The organism is Halosegnis marinus (assembly GCF_029338355.1).
Taxonomy (GTDB): Archaea; Halobacteriota; Halobacteria; order Halobacteriales; family Haloarculaceae; genus Halosegnis; species Halosegnis marinus.
On sequence record NZ_CP119802.1, the window covers coordinates 89258 to 106775 of the forward strand.

The 17518-nt window shown below is 70.6% G+C and carries 16 protein-coding genes; 8 read left to right on the plus strand and 8 right to left on the minus strand.

Annotation, left to right across the window (positions count from 1 at the left end):
- Positions 1-3 precede the first annotated feature (3 nt).
- Genes P2T37_RS00575 through cdd form a run of 4 tightly spaced genes read left to right on the plus strand, consistent with a single transcriptional unit; the run spans position 4 to position 4500 of the window.
- Positions 4-1557, plus strand: coding sequence for an ABC transporter ATP-binding protein (locus P2T37_RS00575; RefSeq protein ID WP_276234791.1), 1554 nt, complete (start codon positions 4-6; stop codon positions 1555-1557).
- A complete protein-coding gene (locus tag P2T37_RS00580; protein WP_276234792.1) occupies positions 1554-2891 on the plus strand; it encodes an ABC transporter permease in 1338 nt (445 codons plus the stop codon). The genes P2T37_RS00575 and P2T37_RS00580 overlap by 4 nt, the downstream gene beginning before the upstream one ends.
- On the plus strand, positions 2884-4059 hold the full coding sequence (locus P2T37_RS00585; protein WP_276234793.1) for an ABC transporter permease: 1176 nt from the start codon (positions 2884-2886) through the stop codon (positions 4057-4059). The genes P2T37_RS00580 and P2T37_RS00585 overlap by 8 nt, the downstream gene beginning before the upstream one ends.
- Before the next feature lie 45 nt (positions 4060-4104).
- Entirely contained in the window at positions 4105-4500 is a 396-nt protein-coding gene (gene cdd, locus P2T37_RS00590; protein ID WP_276234794.1) for a cytidine deaminase, read from the plus strand.
- Here the strand turns inward: cdd and P2T37_RS00595 are convergent, their stop codons facing one another.
- The gene (locus tag P2T37_RS00595) at positions 4501-4890 is read right to left on the minus strand and encodes a VOC family protein (RefSeq protein WP_276234795.1); all 390 of its coding nucleotides are present in this window, start codon (positions 4888-4890) and stop codon (positions 4501-4503) included.
- Positions 4891-4969: 79 nt separating this feature from the next.
- Here P2T37_RS00595 and P2T37_RS00600 point away from each other — a divergent pair, with 79 nt between their 5' ends.
- A complete protein-coding gene (locus P2T37_RS00600; RefSeq protein WP_276234796.1) occupies positions 4970-5791 on the plus strand; it encodes a nucleoside phosphorylase in 822 nt (273 codons plus the stop codon).
- 145 nt (positions 5792-5936) lie between these two features.
- Here P2T37_RS00600 and P2T37_RS00605 read toward each other — a convergent pair whose 3' ends face one another.
- Positions 5937-7109, minus strand: a complete 1173-nt coding sequence (locus P2T37_RS00605; protein WP_276234797.1) for an NAD(P)/FAD-dependent oxidoreductase — start codon at positions 7107-7109, stop codon at positions 5937-5939.
- A gap of 68 nt (positions 7110-7177) precedes the next feature.
- Positions 7178-7717, minus strand: coding sequence for an Rrf2 family transcriptional regulator (locus tag P2T37_RS00610; protein ID WP_276234798.1), 540 nt, complete (start codon positions 7715-7717; stop codon positions 7178-7180).
- 118 nt (positions 7718-7835) lie between these two features.
- Between P2T37_RS00610 and P2T37_RS00615 the strand changes: the two genes are divergently transcribed.
- Positions 7836-8750, plus strand: coding sequence for an NAD-dependent epimerase/dehydratase family protein (locus P2T37_RS00615; RefSeq protein WP_276234799.1), 915 nt, complete (start codon positions 7836-7838; stop codon positions 8748-8750).
- Positions 8751-8792: 42 nt separating this feature from the next.
- Positions 8793-9683 carry an arginase gene (gene rocF / locus P2T37_RS00620; RefSeq protein ID WP_276234800.1) on the plus strand — a complete coding sequence of 297 codons (891 nt, stop codon included), beginning with the start codon at positions 8793-8795 and terminating at the stop codon, positions 9681-9683.
- A gap of 1 nt (position 9684) precedes the next feature.
- Here rocF and P2T37_RS00625 read toward each other — a convergent pair whose 3' ends face one another.
- Positions 9685-10326: a class I SAM-dependent methyltransferase gene (locus P2T37_RS00625; protein ID WP_276234801.1), complete on the minus strand. Its 642-nt coding sequence runs from the start codon at positions 10324-10326 to the stop codon at positions 9685-9687.
- On the minus strand, positions 10327-10524 hold the full coding sequence (locus tag P2T37_RS00630) for a heavy-metal-associated domain-containing protein (protein WP_276234802.1): 198 nt from the start codon (positions 10522-10524) through the stop codon (positions 10327-10329).
- Positions 10525-10604: 80 nt separating this feature from the next.
- Between P2T37_RS00630 and P2T37_RS00635 the strand changes: the two genes are divergently transcribed.
- Positions 10605-10889 carry a hypothetical protein gene (locus P2T37_RS00635; protein WP_276234803.1) on the plus strand — a complete coding sequence of 95 codons (285 nt, stop codon included), beginning with the start codon at positions 10605-10607 and terminating at the stop codon, positions 10887-10889.
- A 1-nt stretch (position 10890) separates the two neighbouring features.
- On the opposite strand, the gene gyrA is transcribed toward P2T37_RS00635, so the two are convergent.
- From gyrA to P2T37_RS00650, 3 genes are all read right to left on the minus strand, one after another.
- Positions 10891-13401, minus strand: a complete 2511-nt coding sequence (gyrA, locus tag P2T37_RS00640) for a DNA gyrase subunit A (RefSeq protein ID WP_276234804.1) — start codon at positions 13399-13401, stop codon at positions 10891-10893.
- The gene (gyrB, locus tag P2T37_RS00645) at positions 13398-15311 is read right to left on the minus strand and encodes a DNA topoisomerase (ATP-hydrolyzing) subunit B (RefSeq protein WP_276234805.1); all 1914 of its coding nucleotides are present in this window, start codon (positions 15309-15311) and stop codon (positions 13398-13400) included. Before gyrB ends, gyrA begins: the two co-directional genes overlap by 4 nt.
- Positions 15312-15407: 96 nt before the next feature.
- Entirely contained in the window at positions 15408-17471 is a 2064-nt protein-coding gene (locus tag P2T37_RS00650; RefSeq protein WP_276234806.1) for a prolyl oligopeptidase family serine peptidase, read from the minus strand.
- Between the last annotated feature and the right edge of the window lie 47 nt (positions 17472-17518).

Below are 17518 nucleotides of genomic sequence, written 5' to 3' on the forward strand. Positions count from 1 at the left end.
GGGATGAGTGATGCCGTCCATCTCGACGGGATAACCAAGCGGTTCCCCGGCGTCGTCGCCAACGACGACGTGACGCTCGAAGTCGAACGGGGGAGCGTCCACGCGCTGCTCGGCGAGAACGGAGCCGGCAAGACGACGCTGATGAACGTGCTGTACGGCCTCTACGAGCCGAACGAGGGGCGCGTGGTCGTCGACGGAACCGAGCGCGACTTCGACTCGCCGCGCGACGCCATCGACGCCGGCGTCGGGATGATACACCAGCACTTCATGCTGGTCGACCCGATGACGGTCGCGGAGAACATCACGCTCGGCAACGAGCCGCGAAAGTGGGGCGGCCTCGCGGTCGACCGCGACCGCGCGCGCCGCGAGGTGCGCGACCTGTCCGAGCGGTACGGGTTCGCGGTCGACCCCGACGACCGCATCGAGGACGTCAGCGTCGGCGTCCAACAGCGCGTCGAGATACTGAAAGCGCTGTACCGCGGCGCGGATGTGCTCATCCTCGACGAGCCGACGGCCGTGCTCACCCCCCAGGAGGTCGAGGACCTCTTCGAGGTGTTCGAGGAGCTGACCGAGGCCGGCAAGACGATCATCTTCATCACCCACAAGCTCGGCGAGGCGATGGACGCCGCCGACGAGGTGACCGTCCTCCGCGACGGCCGCAACGTGGGCACCGTCGAGGCCGACGGGACGACCCGCGAGCGGCTGGCCGAACTGATGGTCGGCCGCGAGGTGCTGATGGAGACGGCGAAGGCACCGGCCGAGCCGGGCGCGGACGTGCTCGGCGTCGAGGGGCTGTCCGTGCGCGACGAGCGCGGCGTCCGCGCCGTGACCGACGCGACCTTCCGCGTCCGCGAGGGCGAGGTGTTCGGCATCGCCGGAGTGGACGGCAACGGCCAGGCGGAACTCGTGGAGGCGATAACGGGACTTCGGGCGCCCGAGGACGGCCGTGTCAGCATCGGTGGGCGCGACGTCACGGGCGACAGCCGCCGCGACCGCATCGACGCGGGGATGGCGTACATCCCCGAGGACAGACAGGAGCGCGGGCTGGTGATGGAGTTCGACCTCGTCGAGAACGGGCTGCTCGGGAGCCAGCACACCGCGGAGTTCGCCCGGGGCGGCCGCATCGACTGGGAGCACACCCGCGAGCACGCCGAGTCGCTCATCGCGGAGTACGACGTGCGCCCGCCGGACGCGAGCGCCGAGTCGGCGGCGCTGTCGGGCGGGAACCAACAGAAGTTCATCGTCGGGCGGGAGTTCGAGCGCGACCCGTCGCTGCTCGTCGCGACCCACCCGACCCGCGGGGTGGACATCGGCTCGACCGAGTTCATCCACGACCGCCTGCTCGAACTGCGCGACGCGGGCGGCGCGGTGCTGCTCGTCTCCTCGAAGCTGGAGGAGGTGCAGTCGCTCTCCGACCGGCTGGCCGTGATGCACGGCGGCGACCTGATGGCCGTCGTCGACCCGGACGACGTGACCGAGGAGGAACTGGGCCTGTTGATGGCCGGCGAGGAGCCGGCCCGCGACATCGAGAGCCGCCGGCTCGGGGGTGACTCGTGAGCGACCTCCGCGAGCGGGGCGAGCGCGCGCTCGCGCGGCTGGTCGAGGCGTCCGCCGCCGAGCGGTTCGCCATCAGTTTCGCGGCGCTGGTCTGTTCCGTCCTCGTCGGGACGGCCATCATCCTCGTCTCGGGGCGCGTGGCCGACTGCACGAGCGCGGCGTTCGTGCTCACGCACCCGGCGCCGTTCGGCCTCCCGCGGCTGTTCTCCGTCGGCTTCTGTTACGACCCGATAGCGGTGTACGACCGGCTGTTCCTCGGCGCGCTCGGCGACCCGCTCAAGGACGGGTGGGGACCGCTCACCCCGTTCTCGGGCGGGCCGCTGAACCCGTTCCGCGAGGGGTGGAACCCGCTGAACCGCCAGATTGCGGTGACCCTCCGGGAGACGACGGTCCTGATATTCACCGGCCTCTCCGTCGCCGTCGCTTTCCGCGCCGGCGTGTTCAACATCGGGACGCAGGGCCAGCTCGTCGTCGGCGGGCTCGCGAGCGCGCTGGCGGTGCTCGCCGCGGCCCCCTACGTCTCCGGGCTGGTCGGCACGCTGGTGCTCGTCCCGCTCGCGCTCGTCGTGGGCGCGCTCGGCGGCGGTGCCTACGGCGCGATTCCCGGCCTGCTGAAGGCGTACGCCGACGCCAACGAGGTCATCACGACAATCATGCTGAACTTCGTCGCGACGGGCGTCGTCGGCTACCTCGTCCTGAACCACTTCAAGGACCCCGAGAGCGCGGCGACCCAGACCCGCTCGCTCCCGGAGTACGCCGACTTCCCCGCGCTGCTGTTCGACCCGCGCAACGACTTCTCGATACTCGCGCTGCTCGTCGGCGTGGCCGTCGTCGCGGGCGTGTACTACCTGCTCACCCGCACGTCGTTCGGCTACGACCTGCGGACGAGCGGCCTCCAGCCGGAGGCCGCCGAGTACGGCGGCGTCGACGCCAAGCGGACCGTCGTGACGAGCTTCGCGCTGTCGGGCGCGCTCGGCGGTATCGCCGGCGCGCTCTACGTCGTGATGATACTCGGGCAGTACCAGACGGGCGTGCCGTCGTACGGGTTCGACGGCATCACCGTCTCCATCCTCGCGGGGAACAACCCCCTCGGGGTCGGCTTCGCCGCGCTGCTGTTCGGCGTGTTGAAGTCCGGCACCGTGGTCGTGGACTTCGCGACCGACGTGCCGCCACAGCTCGTCGGCGTGCTCCGCGGGCTCATCATCCTGTTCGTGGCGATGCCGGAGTTCTTCCGGCTGCTCGGCCGGCGCGCGGAGTCGGTCCAGCGCCGCGTCGGGCGGGGCGCGAACCGCGTCGCCGCCGACGGCGGGCGCGGGGGTGAGAACGATGAGTGACACGGCGCTCGCTCGCGTCCGCGACCGCCTGCCCTCTGGCCGGCGGCTCTACGGCGTCGTCGCCGTGGCCGTCGTCCTCGCCGTCGTGGCCGTCGGGGGGACCCTGTTGCCCGACTCGCTGCTCGGGACGCTGTTCACCGCCCTCGTTCGCGAGGCGACCGCGGAGTCGGCGCTCCGGCTCGCGGTCCCCATCGCGCTCGCGGCGCTGGGCGGCATCTTCGCCGAGAAGAGCGGGGTCATCAACATCGGGCTGGAGGGGCTGCTCATCATCGCGGCGTTCGTCGCCGTCTGGATGGCCGAGACGACGGGAAGCCTGCTCGCCGGCTTCTGGCTCGGCGTGCTCGCCTCGACGCTGCTGGCGCTGCTGTTCGCCGTCGTCTGTATCGAGTACCGCGCCGACCAGATCATCGCGGGGCTCGCCGTCTGGCTCATCGCGCTCGGCCTCGCGCCGTTCGCCTCGCAGGTCATCTACGGCGGGCCGAACACCGCGACGGTCGGGACGGTGCCGACGCTCCCGGAGGTGCTCGGCTTCCTGCCGGAGAGCGGCACTATCCCCCAGCGGCTCGGCTTCCCCGACGTCGGCGTCGGGGTCGTGGACGGCGCGACGGAGTTCCTCGCCGGCGCCGTAACCCGGCCGGTGTTCTTCCTCGCGGACGTGCTGCTGAACGCCTCGCTGTCGGTGTACCTGATGTTCGTCATGGTCGCCGCCTCGTGGTACGGACTCTACCGGACGCGGTTCGGCCGGTGGGTCCGCGCCAGCGGGGAGAACCCGAAGGCGCTCGACACCGCCGGCGTCAGCGTCTCCCGCGTCCGCTACGGCGCGGTGACGCTGTCGGGGGTGCTGTCGGGGATGGGCGGCGCGTCGCTCGCGCTCGGCATCGGCCAGTTCACCGGCAACGGCCCGACGATGGTGAACGGGAAGGGGTTCATCGCCATCGTCACCTACCTGTTCGGCAACTACAACCCCGTCGGGGCGTTCCTCTCGACGATGCTGTTCGCCGGACTGGACGCGCTCCAGGTCGCGCTCCAGACCACCGGCACCGGACTGCCCGGCTCGCTCGTCCGCATCATCCCGTTCGTCACGGTCGTCGTCGTGCTGGCGCTCGTGGGGCGCACGCGCATCCCCGAGGCCGCCGGCGACCACTACGAGTCGGGCGAGGACCGGTAGGCCGGCGGTCGGAGCCCCTTTCCCCCCGCCCGCGGTAGCGGGCGCATGGACACCGACGACCTCGTGGCCGCGGCGCGCGACGCGCTGACGGACGCGTACGTCCCCTACTCCGAGTACCGCGTCGGCGCGGCGCTGCTGACCGCCGACGGCACCCTCTACACGGGCTGTAACATCGAGAACGCGAACTACTCGAACTCGCTCCACGCCGAGGAGGTGGCGCTCGCGGAGGCGGTGAAGAACGGCCACACCGAGTTCGCGGCGCTCGCCGTCTCCTCGGGGGCCCGCGACGGCGTCACGCCCTGCGGGATGTGTCGGCAGTCGCTCGCGGAGTTCTGCGACGAGTCGCTCCCCGTCCACTGCGACGACGACGACGGGGTGGCGACGTACACGCTCGGCGAACTCATCCCGAACACCATCGACCGCGGGACGCTCGGCAAGTAGTCACCGGGGCTCGACGAACTCGAACGGGATGCCGATGTGGCCCTCGGGCGCGACGAACGCCCGGCGGTAGGGGCCGAGGCCATCCTCCGGCGGGTCGCCGACGAACGAGAGGCCGAGGGCCTCGGCGTCGGCCATCGCTGTCGAGAGGTCGTCCACCTCGAAGGCGACGTGGGCGGCGGAGTACCGGCCGACGGTGTCGAGCAGGTCGTCCGCCGGCGACCCGCGCGCCTCGCGCACGACGAGGTGGAACTCGGCGCTCCCCGTCCCGAAGAAGGCGACCCGGACCGGCCCCTCGGTCGTCGCCCGGAGGTCGAGGCCGAGCGACTCGTAGAACGCGACCGCGCGCTCGAAGTCGGCGTCGAGCAGCTGCCCGACGTGGTGGATATCCATACCCGCCGGGCGACCGGTGCGGGCATCAACGTTCGCCCGGACCCGACAGGGATTAGGGGCCGGTGGGCCGACTTCGGATATGAACGACAGCGAGAACCCGAACGACGAGGAGCAGTACCACCTCGGCATCGGGCCGGACGACACCGCGGGGCCCGTCCTGTTGCCGGGCGACCCCGAGCGCGTCCCGAAGATCGCCGAGAAGTGGACCGACGCCGAGGAGACGGGCAGCCACCGCGAGTACCGGACGATGACCGGCCGCTACGAGGGCGAACCCGTCTCGGTCACGTCAACGGGCATCGGCTCGCCGTCGGCGGCCATCGCGGTCGAGGAGCACGCGAACATCGGGACGGGGACGTTCATGCGCGTCGGCTCCTGCGGCGCCATCCAGCCGGGGATGGAGGTCGGCGACCTCGTCATCACCACGGGGGCCGTCCGACAGGAGGGCACGTCGGGCGAGTACGTCCGCGAGGACTACCCCGCGACGGCCCACCCAGAGGTCGTGACGGCGCTCGTCACGGCCTGTGAGGAACTCGGCTACGACTACCACTGCGGCGTCACCTGCTCGACGGACTCCTTCTACGCCGGTCAGGGGCGACCGGGCTACGGCGGGTTCGAGGCGGCGGGCGCGGACGACCTGGTCGAGGAGCTACAGAACGCCGGCGTCCTCAACTTCGAGATGGAGGCGTCGGCCATCCTCACGGTAGCGAACCTCTACGGCCTGCGGGCCGGGGCGGTGTGTACGGTGTACGCGAACCGGGTCACCGGGGAGTTCCGCACCGAGGGCGAGCGGCGCGCGGGCGAGGTGGCCTCGAAGGCCGCGACTATCCTCGCGGCGATGGACCGCGCGAAGGCGGCGGCCGGCGCGGACCGCTGGCACGCGGGGCTGTCACTGGACCGATAGCGGACGGGCGACAGACGGGAGGCAGCGCGGAGTGTCGCGCGACGGCCTCGGCAGACCCCGCTCGGTTCGTCAGGTCACGCGGGCGCTGGGCGCGTGTCGGTACTTGAAGCTACGCGGCGGTGAGAACGGAAGAGAACGACCCGACCTACATGTCGGGGAACGCCTTCGCGGCGGCCCCGAGTCCGGCGACGTCGTTTATCCAGCGGGCGGCGACGGCCTTCTTCAGCAGTTCGGCGGCCGGCCCGCCGAACGTCTCGACCACGTCGCCGACGAAGATCACGTCGTGCGCGACGGCGTCGTCGCCGACCGAGATGAGCGTCCCCTTGTCCTCGTGGGTCCACGTCTCCAGCGGCTGGCCGCGGACGGCGCGCGCGAGATTGACGCCCGCCACGTCGGCGGCCTGCCACGCGGCCTGCGCGGTCGGCGGCGCGGGCATCTCTTCGCCCGGCTGGTCGATGAGCGCGGCGTCGCCGATGGCGAACACGCGGTCGTCGCTCGTCGTGAAGTCGTGTTCGGCGTTGATGCGGTGGGAACGCTCGTCCTGCTCGACCTCGGCGGTGGCGGCGGCCTCCTGGCCCGTGATGCCGCCGGTCCACAGCAGCACGTCGTAGTCGAGTTCCGTCTCCTCGCCGATGTAGACGGTCTCCTCGTCCACCTCGCCGATGAACTCGCCCGTCATGATCTCGATGTCGGCGGCCTCCAGCAGCTTCCGGAGCTTCGCCTGCACGACGGGGTCGTTGTTCGGGAAGACGCTGTCGAGCCCCTCCACGAGGTGGATGTCTATCGGGGCGCGGTGGCGGTCGCGGAACTCCGCGATCTCGCCGGCCGACTGGATGCCCGACAGACCCGCGCCGCCCACGACGACCTGTGCGGGGTCCTCCTTCGTCGCCTCGGCGGCGGCGTCCTTGACGGCCTCGTGGACGTCGAGGGCGTCCTGCAGGCTCTTCAGCGTCAGCGAGTGCTCCTCCAGCCCGTCGATGCCGAAGAAGGCCGTCCGCGAGCCGAAGGCGACGAGGACGTAGTCGTAGTCCACCGTCGAGCCGTCGCCGAGTTCGATGACGCGCTCGTCGGTGTCGAGCGACTCGACGCGGGCGTTGACGAACCGCGTCGAGGGCGCCTTCAGCTCCTCGCAGTCGAAGGTGATGTTGTCGCGCACGTCGGGGTTGCGGATGACGCGGTGCGACTCGTGGAGCACGAGGTGGTGGTCCACGTCGGAGATCCACGTGATGTCCGCCTCGCCGTCCAGTTCGCGTTCGAGTCGTTTCACCGCGCCGGTGCCGGCGTAGCCCGAGCCGAGCACGACGATGTCGTCGGTCATACCACTGCTGGGAGGGCTTCGGATACAAAGCCTGCGGAACGCGCGTGCCCGCGCGGCGACGTTTGCCGTTACTTCGCGGGCGTCTCGCCCTCGGCCGGCGCGCGCATGTCGTCGATGGTGAGGATGAGGCTGTTGTTGGTGTCGTCCTTCCCGTCGAGGGTGCCCTCGATGCGGAGCTTCGAGAGCGGCGTCGGCCCGACGACGATGCTGTCGCCCTCGTGGAAGTCGCCGATGGAGCCCTGCAGGCGTATCTCGGCGCGGCAGAGTTCGGGGTGGTGGACGCTCGTGAGGTCTATCTCCTGGACGTTCGCGCCCTCGACGCGCTCGCCGTTGTGCTCGAAGGGGACGTCCGCGGCCTGGTCCATCTCCTGTATCTCCAGGGCGTCGTAGGCCGTGCCCGTGGGCTTGTAGCCGCCCTTCGGGCCGGGGACGCCCTCGACCAGCTGGAGCGCCTTCAGGCTCTGCATCTGGTTGCGGATGGTTCCGGGGTTGCGGTCTACCTCCTCCGCGATGTCCTCCCCCTTCACCGCGGTCTCCGTCTCGCGGTAGAGGTTGATGAGCGCCTCCAGAATCTTCTTCTGGGACGGCGTGAGCTCGATGGATGACATAAAAAGGGGTTCGGTGACGCCGATATTAAAGGCGGCGGTGACCCGGGGCGAACCGTTCGCCGGGGCGACACGCCCGCGTACCGACACCGACTTGACGGGCGCACGTGCCCGTCCGAGCATGCAGGGCAAACGCGTACTCGTGACCGGGGGCGCGGGCTTCATCGGCTCGAACCTCGCCAACCGACTCGCGGCGGACAACGACGTGGTGGCGGTGGACGACCTCTACCTCGGCACGCCCGAGAACCTCGACGACGAGGTGGAGTTCGTGGACGCCTCCGTGCTGGACGACGACCTGCCGGCGGACGTGGACGTCCTCTTCCACCTCGCGGCGCTCTCCTCGCGCCCGATGCACGAGGAGAACCCGGCGCGCGGCGCCCGCGTCAACGTCGAGGGGTTCATCAACACGGTCGAGCAGGTCCGCGCGCACGGCTGTGACACCGTCGTCTACGCCTCCACCTCCTCCATCTACGGCGACCGCACCGAGCCCTCGCCCGAGGACATGGACGTGGAGGCCCGGACGGGCTACGAGGCGTCGAAGCTCGCCCGCGAGCGCTACGCCGAGTACTACCAGAACTTCCACGAGATGTCGATGGCCGGGATGCGCTTCTTCGCCGTCTACGAGGGGTTCTCGGGCGCCGAGGAGCACAAGGGGGAGTTCGCGAACCTCATCACGCAGTTCGCCCACGAGGTCGCCACCGGGACCCCGCCGGACATCTGGGGCGACGGCACCCAGACGCGCGACTTCACCCACGTCGCGGACGTGGCGCGCGGCCTCGAACTCGCGGCCGACCACGAACTCGACGGCATCTACAACCTCGGCACGGGCGACTCCTACTCGCTGAACGAACTGGTCGCGCGGCTCAACGACATCCTCGGGACGGACGTGGAGCCGACCTACTCCGAGAACACGATGAAGAACTACGTCCACGACACGATGGCCGACCCCTCGAAGATGCACGAGGCGACCGGCTGGGAACCGGAAATCGACTTCGAAGAGGGACTCCGTCGCGTCTGCGAGCCGTACCTCGACTGACGGTTCCGGGGGTTTTTCACCCGCCGCGGGCGCTCATCGGCTATGAACGTCCGACTCATCGGCGTCCCGATGGACCTCGGCGCGGACCGCCGCGGCGTGGACATGGGCCCCTCCGCCATCCGCTACGCCGGCCTCGCCGACGAACTCGCCGCGGTCGGCCACGACGTGCGCGACGACGGCGACCTCGCGGTCCCGACGCCCGAGACGACCGCCGACAGCGGCGGCGGCGCGAAGTACCTCGCGGAGACCGCGGAGGTGTGTCGCGACCTCCGCGCGGCCGTCACGGACGCACTCGACGACGGCGCCTTCCCGCTCGTGCTCGGCGGCGACCACTCCATCGCCGTCGGCACCGCGGGCGGGGCCGCCGCGACCGGCTCGACCGGCGTCGTCTGGTTCGACGCCCACGGCGACTTCAACACCCCGGAGACGACGCCCTCGGGCAACGTCCACGGGATGCCCGTCGCCGCCCTGCTCGGGCGCGGCGAGTTCGCCGACGCCGCGTGGGCCCGCGCGTCGAACATCGACCCCGAGAACGTCGCGCTCGTCGGCATCCGCTCGCTGGACGACGCCGAGCGCGCCGCGCTCGCGGACAGCGAGGTCACCGTCTACACGATGTCCGACATCGACGAGCGGGGACTGACCGACGTGGCCGACGAGGCGCTCGCCGTCGCGGCGGACGGCACCGACGGGCTCCACGTCTCGCTCGACATGGACTTCCTCGACCCGGACGAGGCGCCCGGCGTGGGCACCCCGGTCCGCGGCGGCGTCACCTACCGCGAGGCCCACGCCGCGATGGAGGCCGTCGCCGACCGCATCGACGACGTGCGCACGATGGAGGTGGTCGAGGTGAACCCCATCCTCGACAGCCACAACCGCACCGCGGAACTCGCCGTCGAACTGCTCGCCTCCGCGCTCGGTAAGCGCATCCTCTGACTCACTCGGGCGCGCGGCGCGCCACCGCCGTGACGAAGCTCCCGTGGTTGTGTCGGCGCGCGTCGACCCGTGGGAACACCTCGCGCAGCAGGCCGACCACGTCGGTGTCGGGGTGCCAGTTCGTCGCCCACGCGTTCACCCGGTCGTTCACGGGGTTCAACAGTCGGTGCGGCCACCCGTCGTACGGCCGGGCGTCGAGCACCGCGAACCGGCCGCCGGGCCGGAGGACGCGCCGGACCTCGCGGACCGCGCCCGCGGCGTCCGGCATCGCGGTCAGCGACAGGGAGGCGTACGCCGCGTCGAACGACTCATCCGGAAAAGGAAGCCGCGCGGCGTCGCCTCGGACGACGCCCGTCGGGGCCGGCGCGTCGCGGACTCGGTCGCGGGCGCGGGCCGTCATCCGTTCCGAGTAGTCGAGACAGACGACGCCGCCGGTCGGGCCGACGGGCCGGCCCAGCCGCTCGGCGTTGACGCCCGGCCCGGCCCCGAGGTCCAGCACGCGCTCGCCGGTCGAGAGCCCGAGCGACGCGACGGAGCGGCGCCGGAGTTCGGCCTCGCGGCCGGCGAACGCGACCCGCGAGAGCAGGCGGAACAGCGACCAGCGGTCGGCCCAGCGGTCGTAGAGCCGCCGTCCGCGGTCCACCTACGCGCTCGCGTCGTAGCCGGCCTCCTCGACCGCCGCGACGAGCGACGCCGCGTCGGCCTCGCCCTCCACGCTCGCGGTGTCAGTCTCGCGGTCGGCCGTCGCCCCGGTGACCCCGGCCACGTCCGACAGCGCCTCCTCGACCGCCGATTCACAGCCGCCACAGCTCATCCCCTCGACGGTGATGGTTCGCGTCATATCCGGTCCGAGGACCGCGACGGGTTTGTCGGTTTCGCCGCGCGCCGAGCGCTTTAGGTCGCGCGACCCCAACGGCGGGTATGGACCTCGGGGACACGCGCGTCCGGCTCGCCGCCGCGGCCGTGCTCGCCGCCTTCGCCGCGCCGCCGGCGCTGCTCGTGACCGTCGCGGCGCTCGACCTCTCGGTGCCCCCGTCGGTCGTCGTCGCGGCACTCGGCCTCCCGCTCGCGCTCATCACGCTCGGACTGGCGTACGTCGCGCGGGAGGTCGCCTCGAAGCCGGACGAGCCGACGCTGGTGGGCGACGAACTCGCGGAGAAGGTCGGGATGACGAGCGAGGAGTACCGGGAACTGACCGAGGAGTAGCTTACTCCCCGTCGTCGTCCGTGTCGTCCGTGTCGTCGTCCGTGTCGTCCGCGCCGCCGGGAACGACGTCGACGCCGGCGACCCAGTCGCCCTCGTCGAGGCTCATCATCCGGACGCCCATCGTGTTGCGCCCCTGCCGGGACACCTCGTCGACGGTCGTCCGCATTATCTGGCCGGACTCGCTCATCAACACGAGCCCGTCGTCGGCCGTGACGGCCGACAGCGAGATGGCCTCGCCGTTGCGCTCGTTCGTCTTGATGTCGATGAGGCCCTTCCCGTAGCGGGACTGCTGGCGGTACTCCGAGAGCGGCGTCCGCTTCCCGTAGCCGTTGCGCGTCACGGTGAGCAGGTCGAGCCCGTCGCCCTCCGAGGTGGCGACGAGGCCGGCGACCTCGTCGCCCTCGTCGAGCTTGATGCCGTTGACGCCGCGGGCCGACCGGCCCATCGACCGCGCCTCCGTCTCGTCGAAGCGGATGGTCATCCCCTTCCGGGTGCCGACGACGAGGTCCTGCGTCCCGTCGGTGACCTCGACGTCCACGAGGCGGTCGCCGTCCTCCAGTTTCGTGGCGATGATGCCGCCGGAGTGGACGTTCTCGAAGGCCGCGAGTTCGGTGCGCTTCACGTAGCCGCCCCGCGTCGCCATGGCGAGGTACCCCTCCTCGTCCTCCACGTCGTCCACGTCCACGACGGCCGTCACCTCCTCGTCGGCGTCGAGGTCGATGACGTTCACGACGTTCGTCCCGCGCGCCGTGCGGGACATCTCGGGTATCTCGTACACCTTCAGCCGGTACACCTGTCCGGCCGAGGTGAACACCATGAGGTAGTCGTGGCTGTTGGCCTGGAACACCGTCGAGACGCGGTCGCCCTCCTTCGGGCGCACGCCGATGATGCCCTTCCCGCCGCGGTGTTGCGGGTCGAACTCCGCGATGGGCATCCGCTTGATGTAGTCGTCCTCCGTGAGCACGACGACCATGTCCTCCTCGGGGATGAGGTCCTCGCGGGTGACGGAGCCGGTGTCCTCGATTATCGAGGTGCGGCGGTCGTCGCCGTACTCCTCGCGCATCGCGCGGAGTTCGTCCTTGATGACGCCCATCAGCTCGTCGTCGTCTCCGAGTATCTCCTCCAGCCGCTCGATGGTCGCCTGGACGTCCGCGTACTCGGACTCGATCTCCGCGGTCTCCATCGACGTGAGCGAGCCGAGCTGCATCCGGACGATGTGTTCGGACTGCGCCTCGCTCATGTCGAACTCCTCGCGGAGGCCGGCGCGGGCCGCGTCGCGGTCCTCGCTGTTGCGGATGAGGTCGACGACCGCCTCCGCGTTCTCCAGCGCCTTCAGCCGGCCTTCGAGGATGTGCGCCCTGTCCTCGGCCTCGTCGAGCCGGTACTGCGAGCGCCGGCGCACGACCTCGCGGCGGTGCTCGACGTACTCGGAGAGCAGTTCCTTGAGGTTCAGAACGCGCGGCTGGCCGTCCACCAGCGCGAGCGACAGCACCGAGAAGGTGCGTTCGAGGTGCGACTCCAGCAGTTTGTTGCGGACGACCTCGGTGTTCGCGCCGCGCTTGAGGTCGATGACGACGCGGACGCCGTCGCGGTCGGACTCGTCGCGGATGTCGGAGATGCCCTCTATCTTCCCCTCGTTCACGTCCTCGGCGATGCGCTCGATGCGCCGCGCCTTGTTCTCCTGGTACGGGAGCTCCGTGACGACGATGCGGTCGCCGCCGCGGTCGCGCTCCTCCGTGTCCATCTCCGCGCGGACGCGGAGCTTCCCGCGGCCGGAGGTGTAGGCGTCGTAGATGCCCTGCCGGCCGACGATGTTCGCGCCGGTCGGGAAGTCCGGCCCTTTGACGAACCCCTCGCCGTCGGGGCCGACGATGAGGTCCGACACCTCGCACTCGGGGTTGTCGATGAGGTGTATCGTCGCGTCCACCACCTCGCGGAGGTTGTGCGGCGGGATGTTCGTGGACATCCCGACCGCGATGCCCGACGCCCCGTTGAGGAGCAGGTTCGGCACCTTCGCGGGCAGTACCTCCGGCTCCGTGAGCCGGTCGTCGTAGTTGGCGACGAAGTCGACGGTGTCCTCGCCGATGTCGGCGAGCATCTCCTCGGCCATCGGGGCCATCCGCGCCTCCGTGTACCGCATCGCGGCCGGCGGGTCGCCGTCCACCGAGCCGAAGTTCCCCTGCCCGTCGACGAGCGGGTAGCGCAGCGAGAAGTCCTGCGCCATCCGCGCCAGCGCGTCGTAGATGGACTGGTCGCCGTGCGGGTGGTAGTTACCCATCGTCTCGCCGACGATGTTGGAGGACTTCCGGTGGCCCGCGTTCGAACTCACCCCCATGTCGTGCATCGCGTAGAGGATGCGCCGCTGGACCGGCTTGAGGCCGTCGCGGGCGCTGGGGAGCGCGCGACCCACGATGACGGACATCGCGTAGTCGATGTACGACTGCTCCATCTCGTCCTCGATGCGGACGTTGCGTATCTCGCGGGCGGCCTCGGGCGCGTCGTCGGCGCTCATATGTCCACCCACTCGGCGTCCTCGGCGTGCTCCTTGATGAACTGCTTGCGGGGCGCGACGGCGTCACCCATCAGCACGGAGAACATCCGGTCGGCCGCGGCCGCGTCGTCCACGGTGATGCGCTTGAGGATGCGCGTCTCCGGGTTCATCGTCGTGTCCCAGAGCTGTTGGGGGTTCATCTCGCCCAGCCCCTTGAACCGCTGGACCTGGTCGGGCGAGCCGTCGCACACCTCCTCGACGATGCGCTCGCGGTCCGCCTCCGTCATGGCGTCGTAGGTGTCGCCCTTGTAGCGGATGCGGTAGAGTGGCGGCTGGGCCGCGTACACGTAGCCGTTCTCGATGAGCTCCGGCATCTGCCGGTAGAGGAAGGTGAGATACAGCGTGCGGATGTGCGCCCCGTCCACGTCGGCGTCCGTCATCAGGATTATCTTGTGGTAGCGGGCGTTCTCCACGTCGAACTCCTCGCCGATGCTCGTGCCGACGGCGGTGATGAGGTCGCGTATCTTCTCGTTCTCCAGTACTCTATCGAGCCGGTGTTTCTCCGCGTTGAGCACCTTCCCGAACAGGGGAAGGATGGCCTGGAACTCGGGGTTGCGCGCCTGTTTCGCGCTCCCGCCCGCGGAGTCGCCCTCCACGATGAACAGTTCGGCCTCCTCGGGGTCGCGGGTCTGACAGTCCGCGAGCTTCCCGGGGAGGGAGGTGGAGCCGAGCGCCGACTTCCGGCGCGTCAGCTCCTCGGCCTTCTTCGCGGCGAGGCGGGCCTTCGCGGCCTCGACGGCCTTCGAGACGATGGCCTCGGCGGTGTCCGGGTGCTCCTCGAGGTAGGTGGCGAACCCCTCGTGCATCAGGCTCTCGACGATGCCCCGCACCTCGCTGTTCCCGAGTTTCGTCTTGGTCTGGCCCTCGAACTGCGGGTCCGGGTGCTTGACCGAGAGAACGCCGGTCAGCCCCTCGCGGATGTCCTCGCCCTTGAGGTTCTCGTCGATGTCCGAGGCGAGGTCGTGCGAGGAGGCGTAGTCGTTGACGACGCGGGTGAGCGCCGTCTTGAAGCCGGTGAGGTGGGTGCCGCCCTCGCGGGTGTTGATGTTGTTGGCGAAGGCGTGGATCGACCCCTGCACGCCGTCGGTCGCCTGGAGGGCGATCTCCACCTGTATCCCGTCGTCGCCGCCCTCGACGTAGACGACCTCGTCGTGGAGGACGGTGCGCGTCTCGTTGAGGTACTCGACGAACTCGCGGATGCCGCCGTCGTACTGGAACCGCGTCTCCCCGCCGTCGCGCTCGTCGAGGAGTGCTATCTCGACGCCGGGGTTGAGGAAGGCGAGTTCGCGGAGACGGGATTCGAGCGTGGAGAAGGCGAAGTCGGTCGTCTCGAAGATGTCCTCGTCGGGCCAGAAGCGGATGGTCGTACCCGTCTCCTCGCCGTCGTCCATCGGGCGGACCTCCTCCAACTCCTGGTCGGGTTCGCCGTGGTCGAAGCGGTGGCGGTAGACCGAACCGTCGCGCTTCACCTCGACTTCGAGCCACGAGGAGAGCGCGTTGACGACGCTCACGCCGACGCCGTGGAGGCCGCCGGACACCTGGTAGGACTTGTTATCGAACTTCCCGCCGGCGTGGAGGACGGTCATGATGACCTCCAGCGCGGGCCGGTCGTACTCCTTGTGCGTGTCGACCGGGATGCCGCGCCCGTCGTCGGAGACGGAGACGGAGCCGTCCTCGTGGACGGTCACCTCGATGGTGTCACAGTAGCCGGCGAGCGCCTCGTCGATGGAGTTGTCCACGACCTCGTAGACGAGGTGGTGGAGCCCGCGCGAATCGGTGGAACCGATGTACATCGCGGGTCGTTTCTGGACGGCCTCCAGACCCTCCAGCACCTGGATCTGGTCGGCCCCGTAGCTACGTTCCTGAGACATAGGGGATACCTTACCCCACCTATGGCAACCTTCGGTATAAAGTACCCGCCCGCGCGCGAGCGCGAGCGTCGCTTCCGGCCGCCGTCGCCCCCGGAATCAGTCGCCGTCGCCCGCGCCGACCGGGACGCCGAGGCGGTCACAGAGCCACGTCCAGCGGTCGACCTGCTCGCGGACGATACGCTCGGTGGGCTTACCGACGCCGTGGCCGGTGTCCGTCTCCGTCCGGAGCAGTATCGGTCCCTCGCCCGTCTGGTTGGCCTGTACGCGGGCCGTCGTCTTCCGGGCGTGGGCCGGGTGGACGCGCGTGTCGCCCAGCGCGGTGGTGAACAGCGTCGGCGGGTACGCCCGCTCCGCGACGTTGTGGTACGGCGAGTACTCGCGGAGGTACTCGAACGCCTCCGGGTCGTCGGGCGACCCGTACTCGCTCGTCCACGACGCGCCGAGCAGGAACCGGTGGAACCGCAGCATGTCGAGCAGCGGCACCTCACACAGCACCGCGGCCCACAGGTCCGGCCGCTGGGTGAGCGCCGCCCCCGTCAGCAGACCGCCGTTGGACCCGCCCCAGACCCCGATACGGTCCGGGTCGGCGTACTCGTCCCCGATACCCTCGGCCACGGCGTAGAGGTCGTCGAAGACGTTCTGCTTGTCCCCGAACATCCCCGCGCGGTGCCACGACTCGCCGTACTCCGACCCGCCGCGCAGGCAGGCGACGACGAAGACGCCGCCCGCGTCGAGGAACGGCCCGGCGAACCGCCGGAACGACGGCGTCAGCGCGATGCGGAAGCCGCCGTAGCCGTAGATGACTGCGGGCGCGTCCCCGTCCGGGTCGGCGTCCGCGGCGCGCACGACGAACGCCGGCACCTCGGTGCCGTCGGCCGACTCGTGGAACGTCCGCTCGACGGTCACGTCGACGTCGAGGTCCGCGTCCGCCTGCGCTATCGCCGTCGCGGTCCCCTCGGCCACGTCGTAACGCCGGACCCGGGCCGGTTCGGCGAAGCCCTGCACGACGTGGAACAGGTCGGTCCCGTCGTCGTCGACGTCGAGCGCGGCCGCGGGGACGGTACAGAGGTCCGGCGTCGGCACCGTCGCCGTCCGTTCGCCGTCGCGCCACAGCGTCAGTTCCGCGCTCGCGTCGTGGAGGTGGACCGCGGCGAGCGCGTCGCCCACGGTCGTCACGCCCTGCAGAACGCCCTCCGTCTCGGGCACGGCGTCCGGGTAGTCGGCGAGCGCGAGGTCGTCGCCGGTCCGGGCCTCGGCGAGCGGGACGGCGACGACGCGGCCCCGGTCGGCCTCGTGGTCCGTCCGCAGGTACAGGGTGTCCTCGCCGGCCGTGGCGTCGATGCTGGCGTCGAGTCCGGTCACGAGCGGCACGAGCGGGTCCGCCCGCGACTCGTCGGCGCGGTAGAGGTCGGTCGTGTCCCACCCCTGACTCACCGCGACGAACAGGGCGTCCCCGTCGTCGGTCGTCAGGACCGGCAGTTCCCGCGGGCCGAAGTCGTCGGTCACGAGTCGGTCGTCGGCCGGGTCCGCGCCGTGCTCGTGGTAGTAGAGCGCCCGGTCGAGTTGGCCGCCGCCTTCCGAATCGGCCTCGCCGGCCGTCCCCGTCCGCACGGAGTAGAAGCCCTTGTCGGTCCACGCGAACCCGCCGGGGTTCGTGCGGCCCACGTTCGGAACCTCCTCGCGTTCCTCGCCCGTGGCGGCGTCCACGACGCGCAGGTCGTACTGCTCGGTGCCGCCCTCGTCGTAGCCGTAGGCGACGCGCTCGCCGTCGGGGCCGACGACGAACCAGTTCATCGAGGCCGCCTCGCCCGCGAAGCCGTTGGGGTCCACGAGGACGCGCGGCTCGCCGTCGAGCGACTCCTGGACGTGGAGGACTGCGTGGTCCTCGTGGGGAGCCTCTATCGTCCGGAAGTAGCGGTCCCCGGCGACGGTGACGGGGCCGTAGTCGGTGACGCGGGCCACGTCCTCGAAGCGCGGGCGGAGCGCGTCGCGGGTGTCGGTGTCGAGGACCGCGTCGGCGTACTCGTTCTGCGCGTCGGTCCACTCGCGGACGCGCTCGTCGTCGTCGGCCTCCAGCCAGCGGTACGGGTCGGCTATCTCCTCGCCGTGGAGCGTCTCGGTCGTCGGCTCGCACGGTGTCTCGGGCGGCGTCTCTCGCACGCCCCGAGGTTCGACCGCGGGGCGATAAACCTCGGGAAACGGTTTCA

What these genes read in the sequence shown, in the direction of transcription:
- P2T37_RS00615 (WP_276234799.1), top strand. Translation starts at nt 7,836, where the DNA reads ATGCAGGGCAAACGCGTACTCGTGACCGGGGGCGCGGGCTTCATCGGC.
- P2T37_RS00575 (WP_276234791.1), top strand. Translation starts at nt 4, where the DNA reads ATGAGTGATGCCGTCCATCTCGACGGGATAACCAAGCGGTTCCCCGGC.
- P2T37_RS00610 (WP_276234798.1), bottom strand. Translation starts at nt 7,717, where the DNA reads ATGTCATCCATCGAGCTCACGCCGTCCCAGAAGAAGATTCTGGAGGCG.
- gyrB (WP_276234805.1), bottom strand. Translation starts at nt 15,311, where the DNA reads ATGTCTCAGGAACGTAGCTACGGGGCCGACCAGATCCAGGTGCTGGAG.
- P2T37_RS00605 (WP_276234797.1), bottom strand. Translation starts at nt 7,109, where the DNA reads ATGACCGACGACATCGTCGTGCTCGGCTCGGGCTACGCCGGCACCGGC.
- P2T37_RS00585 (WP_276234793.1), top strand. Translation starts at nt 2,884, where the DNA reads ATGAGTGACACGGCGCTCGCTCGCGTCCGCGACCGCCTGCCCTCTGGC.
- P2T37_RS00630 (WP_276234802.1), bottom strand. Translation starts at nt 10,524, where the DNA reads ATGACGCGAACCATCACCGTCGAGGGGATGAGCTGTGGCGGCTGTGAA.
- P2T37_RS00635 (WP_276234803.1), top strand. Translation starts at nt 10,605, where the DNA reads ATGGACCTCGGGGACACGCGCGTCCGGCTCGCCGCCGCGGCCGTGCTC.
- P2T37_RS00595 (WP_276234795.1), bottom strand. Translation starts at nt 4,890, where the DNA reads ATGGATATCCACCACGTCGGGCAGCTGCTCGACGCCGACTTCGAGCGC.
- gyrA (WP_276234804.1), bottom strand. Translation starts at nt 13,401, where the DNA reads ATGAGCGCCGACGACGCGCCCGAGGCCGCCCGCGAGATACGCAACGTC.
- cdd (WP_276234794.1), top strand. Translation starts at nt 4,105, where the DNA reads ATGGACACCGACGACCTCGTGGCCGCGGCGCGCGACGCGCTGACGGAC.
- P2T37_RS00600 (WP_276234796.1), top strand. Translation starts at nt 4,970, where the DNA reads ATGAACGACAGCGAGAACCCGAACGACGAGGAGCAGTACCACCTCGGC.
- rocF (WP_276234800.1), top strand. Translation starts at nt 8,793, where the DNA reads ATGAACGTCCGACTCATCGGCGTCCCGATGGACCTCGGCGCGGACCGC.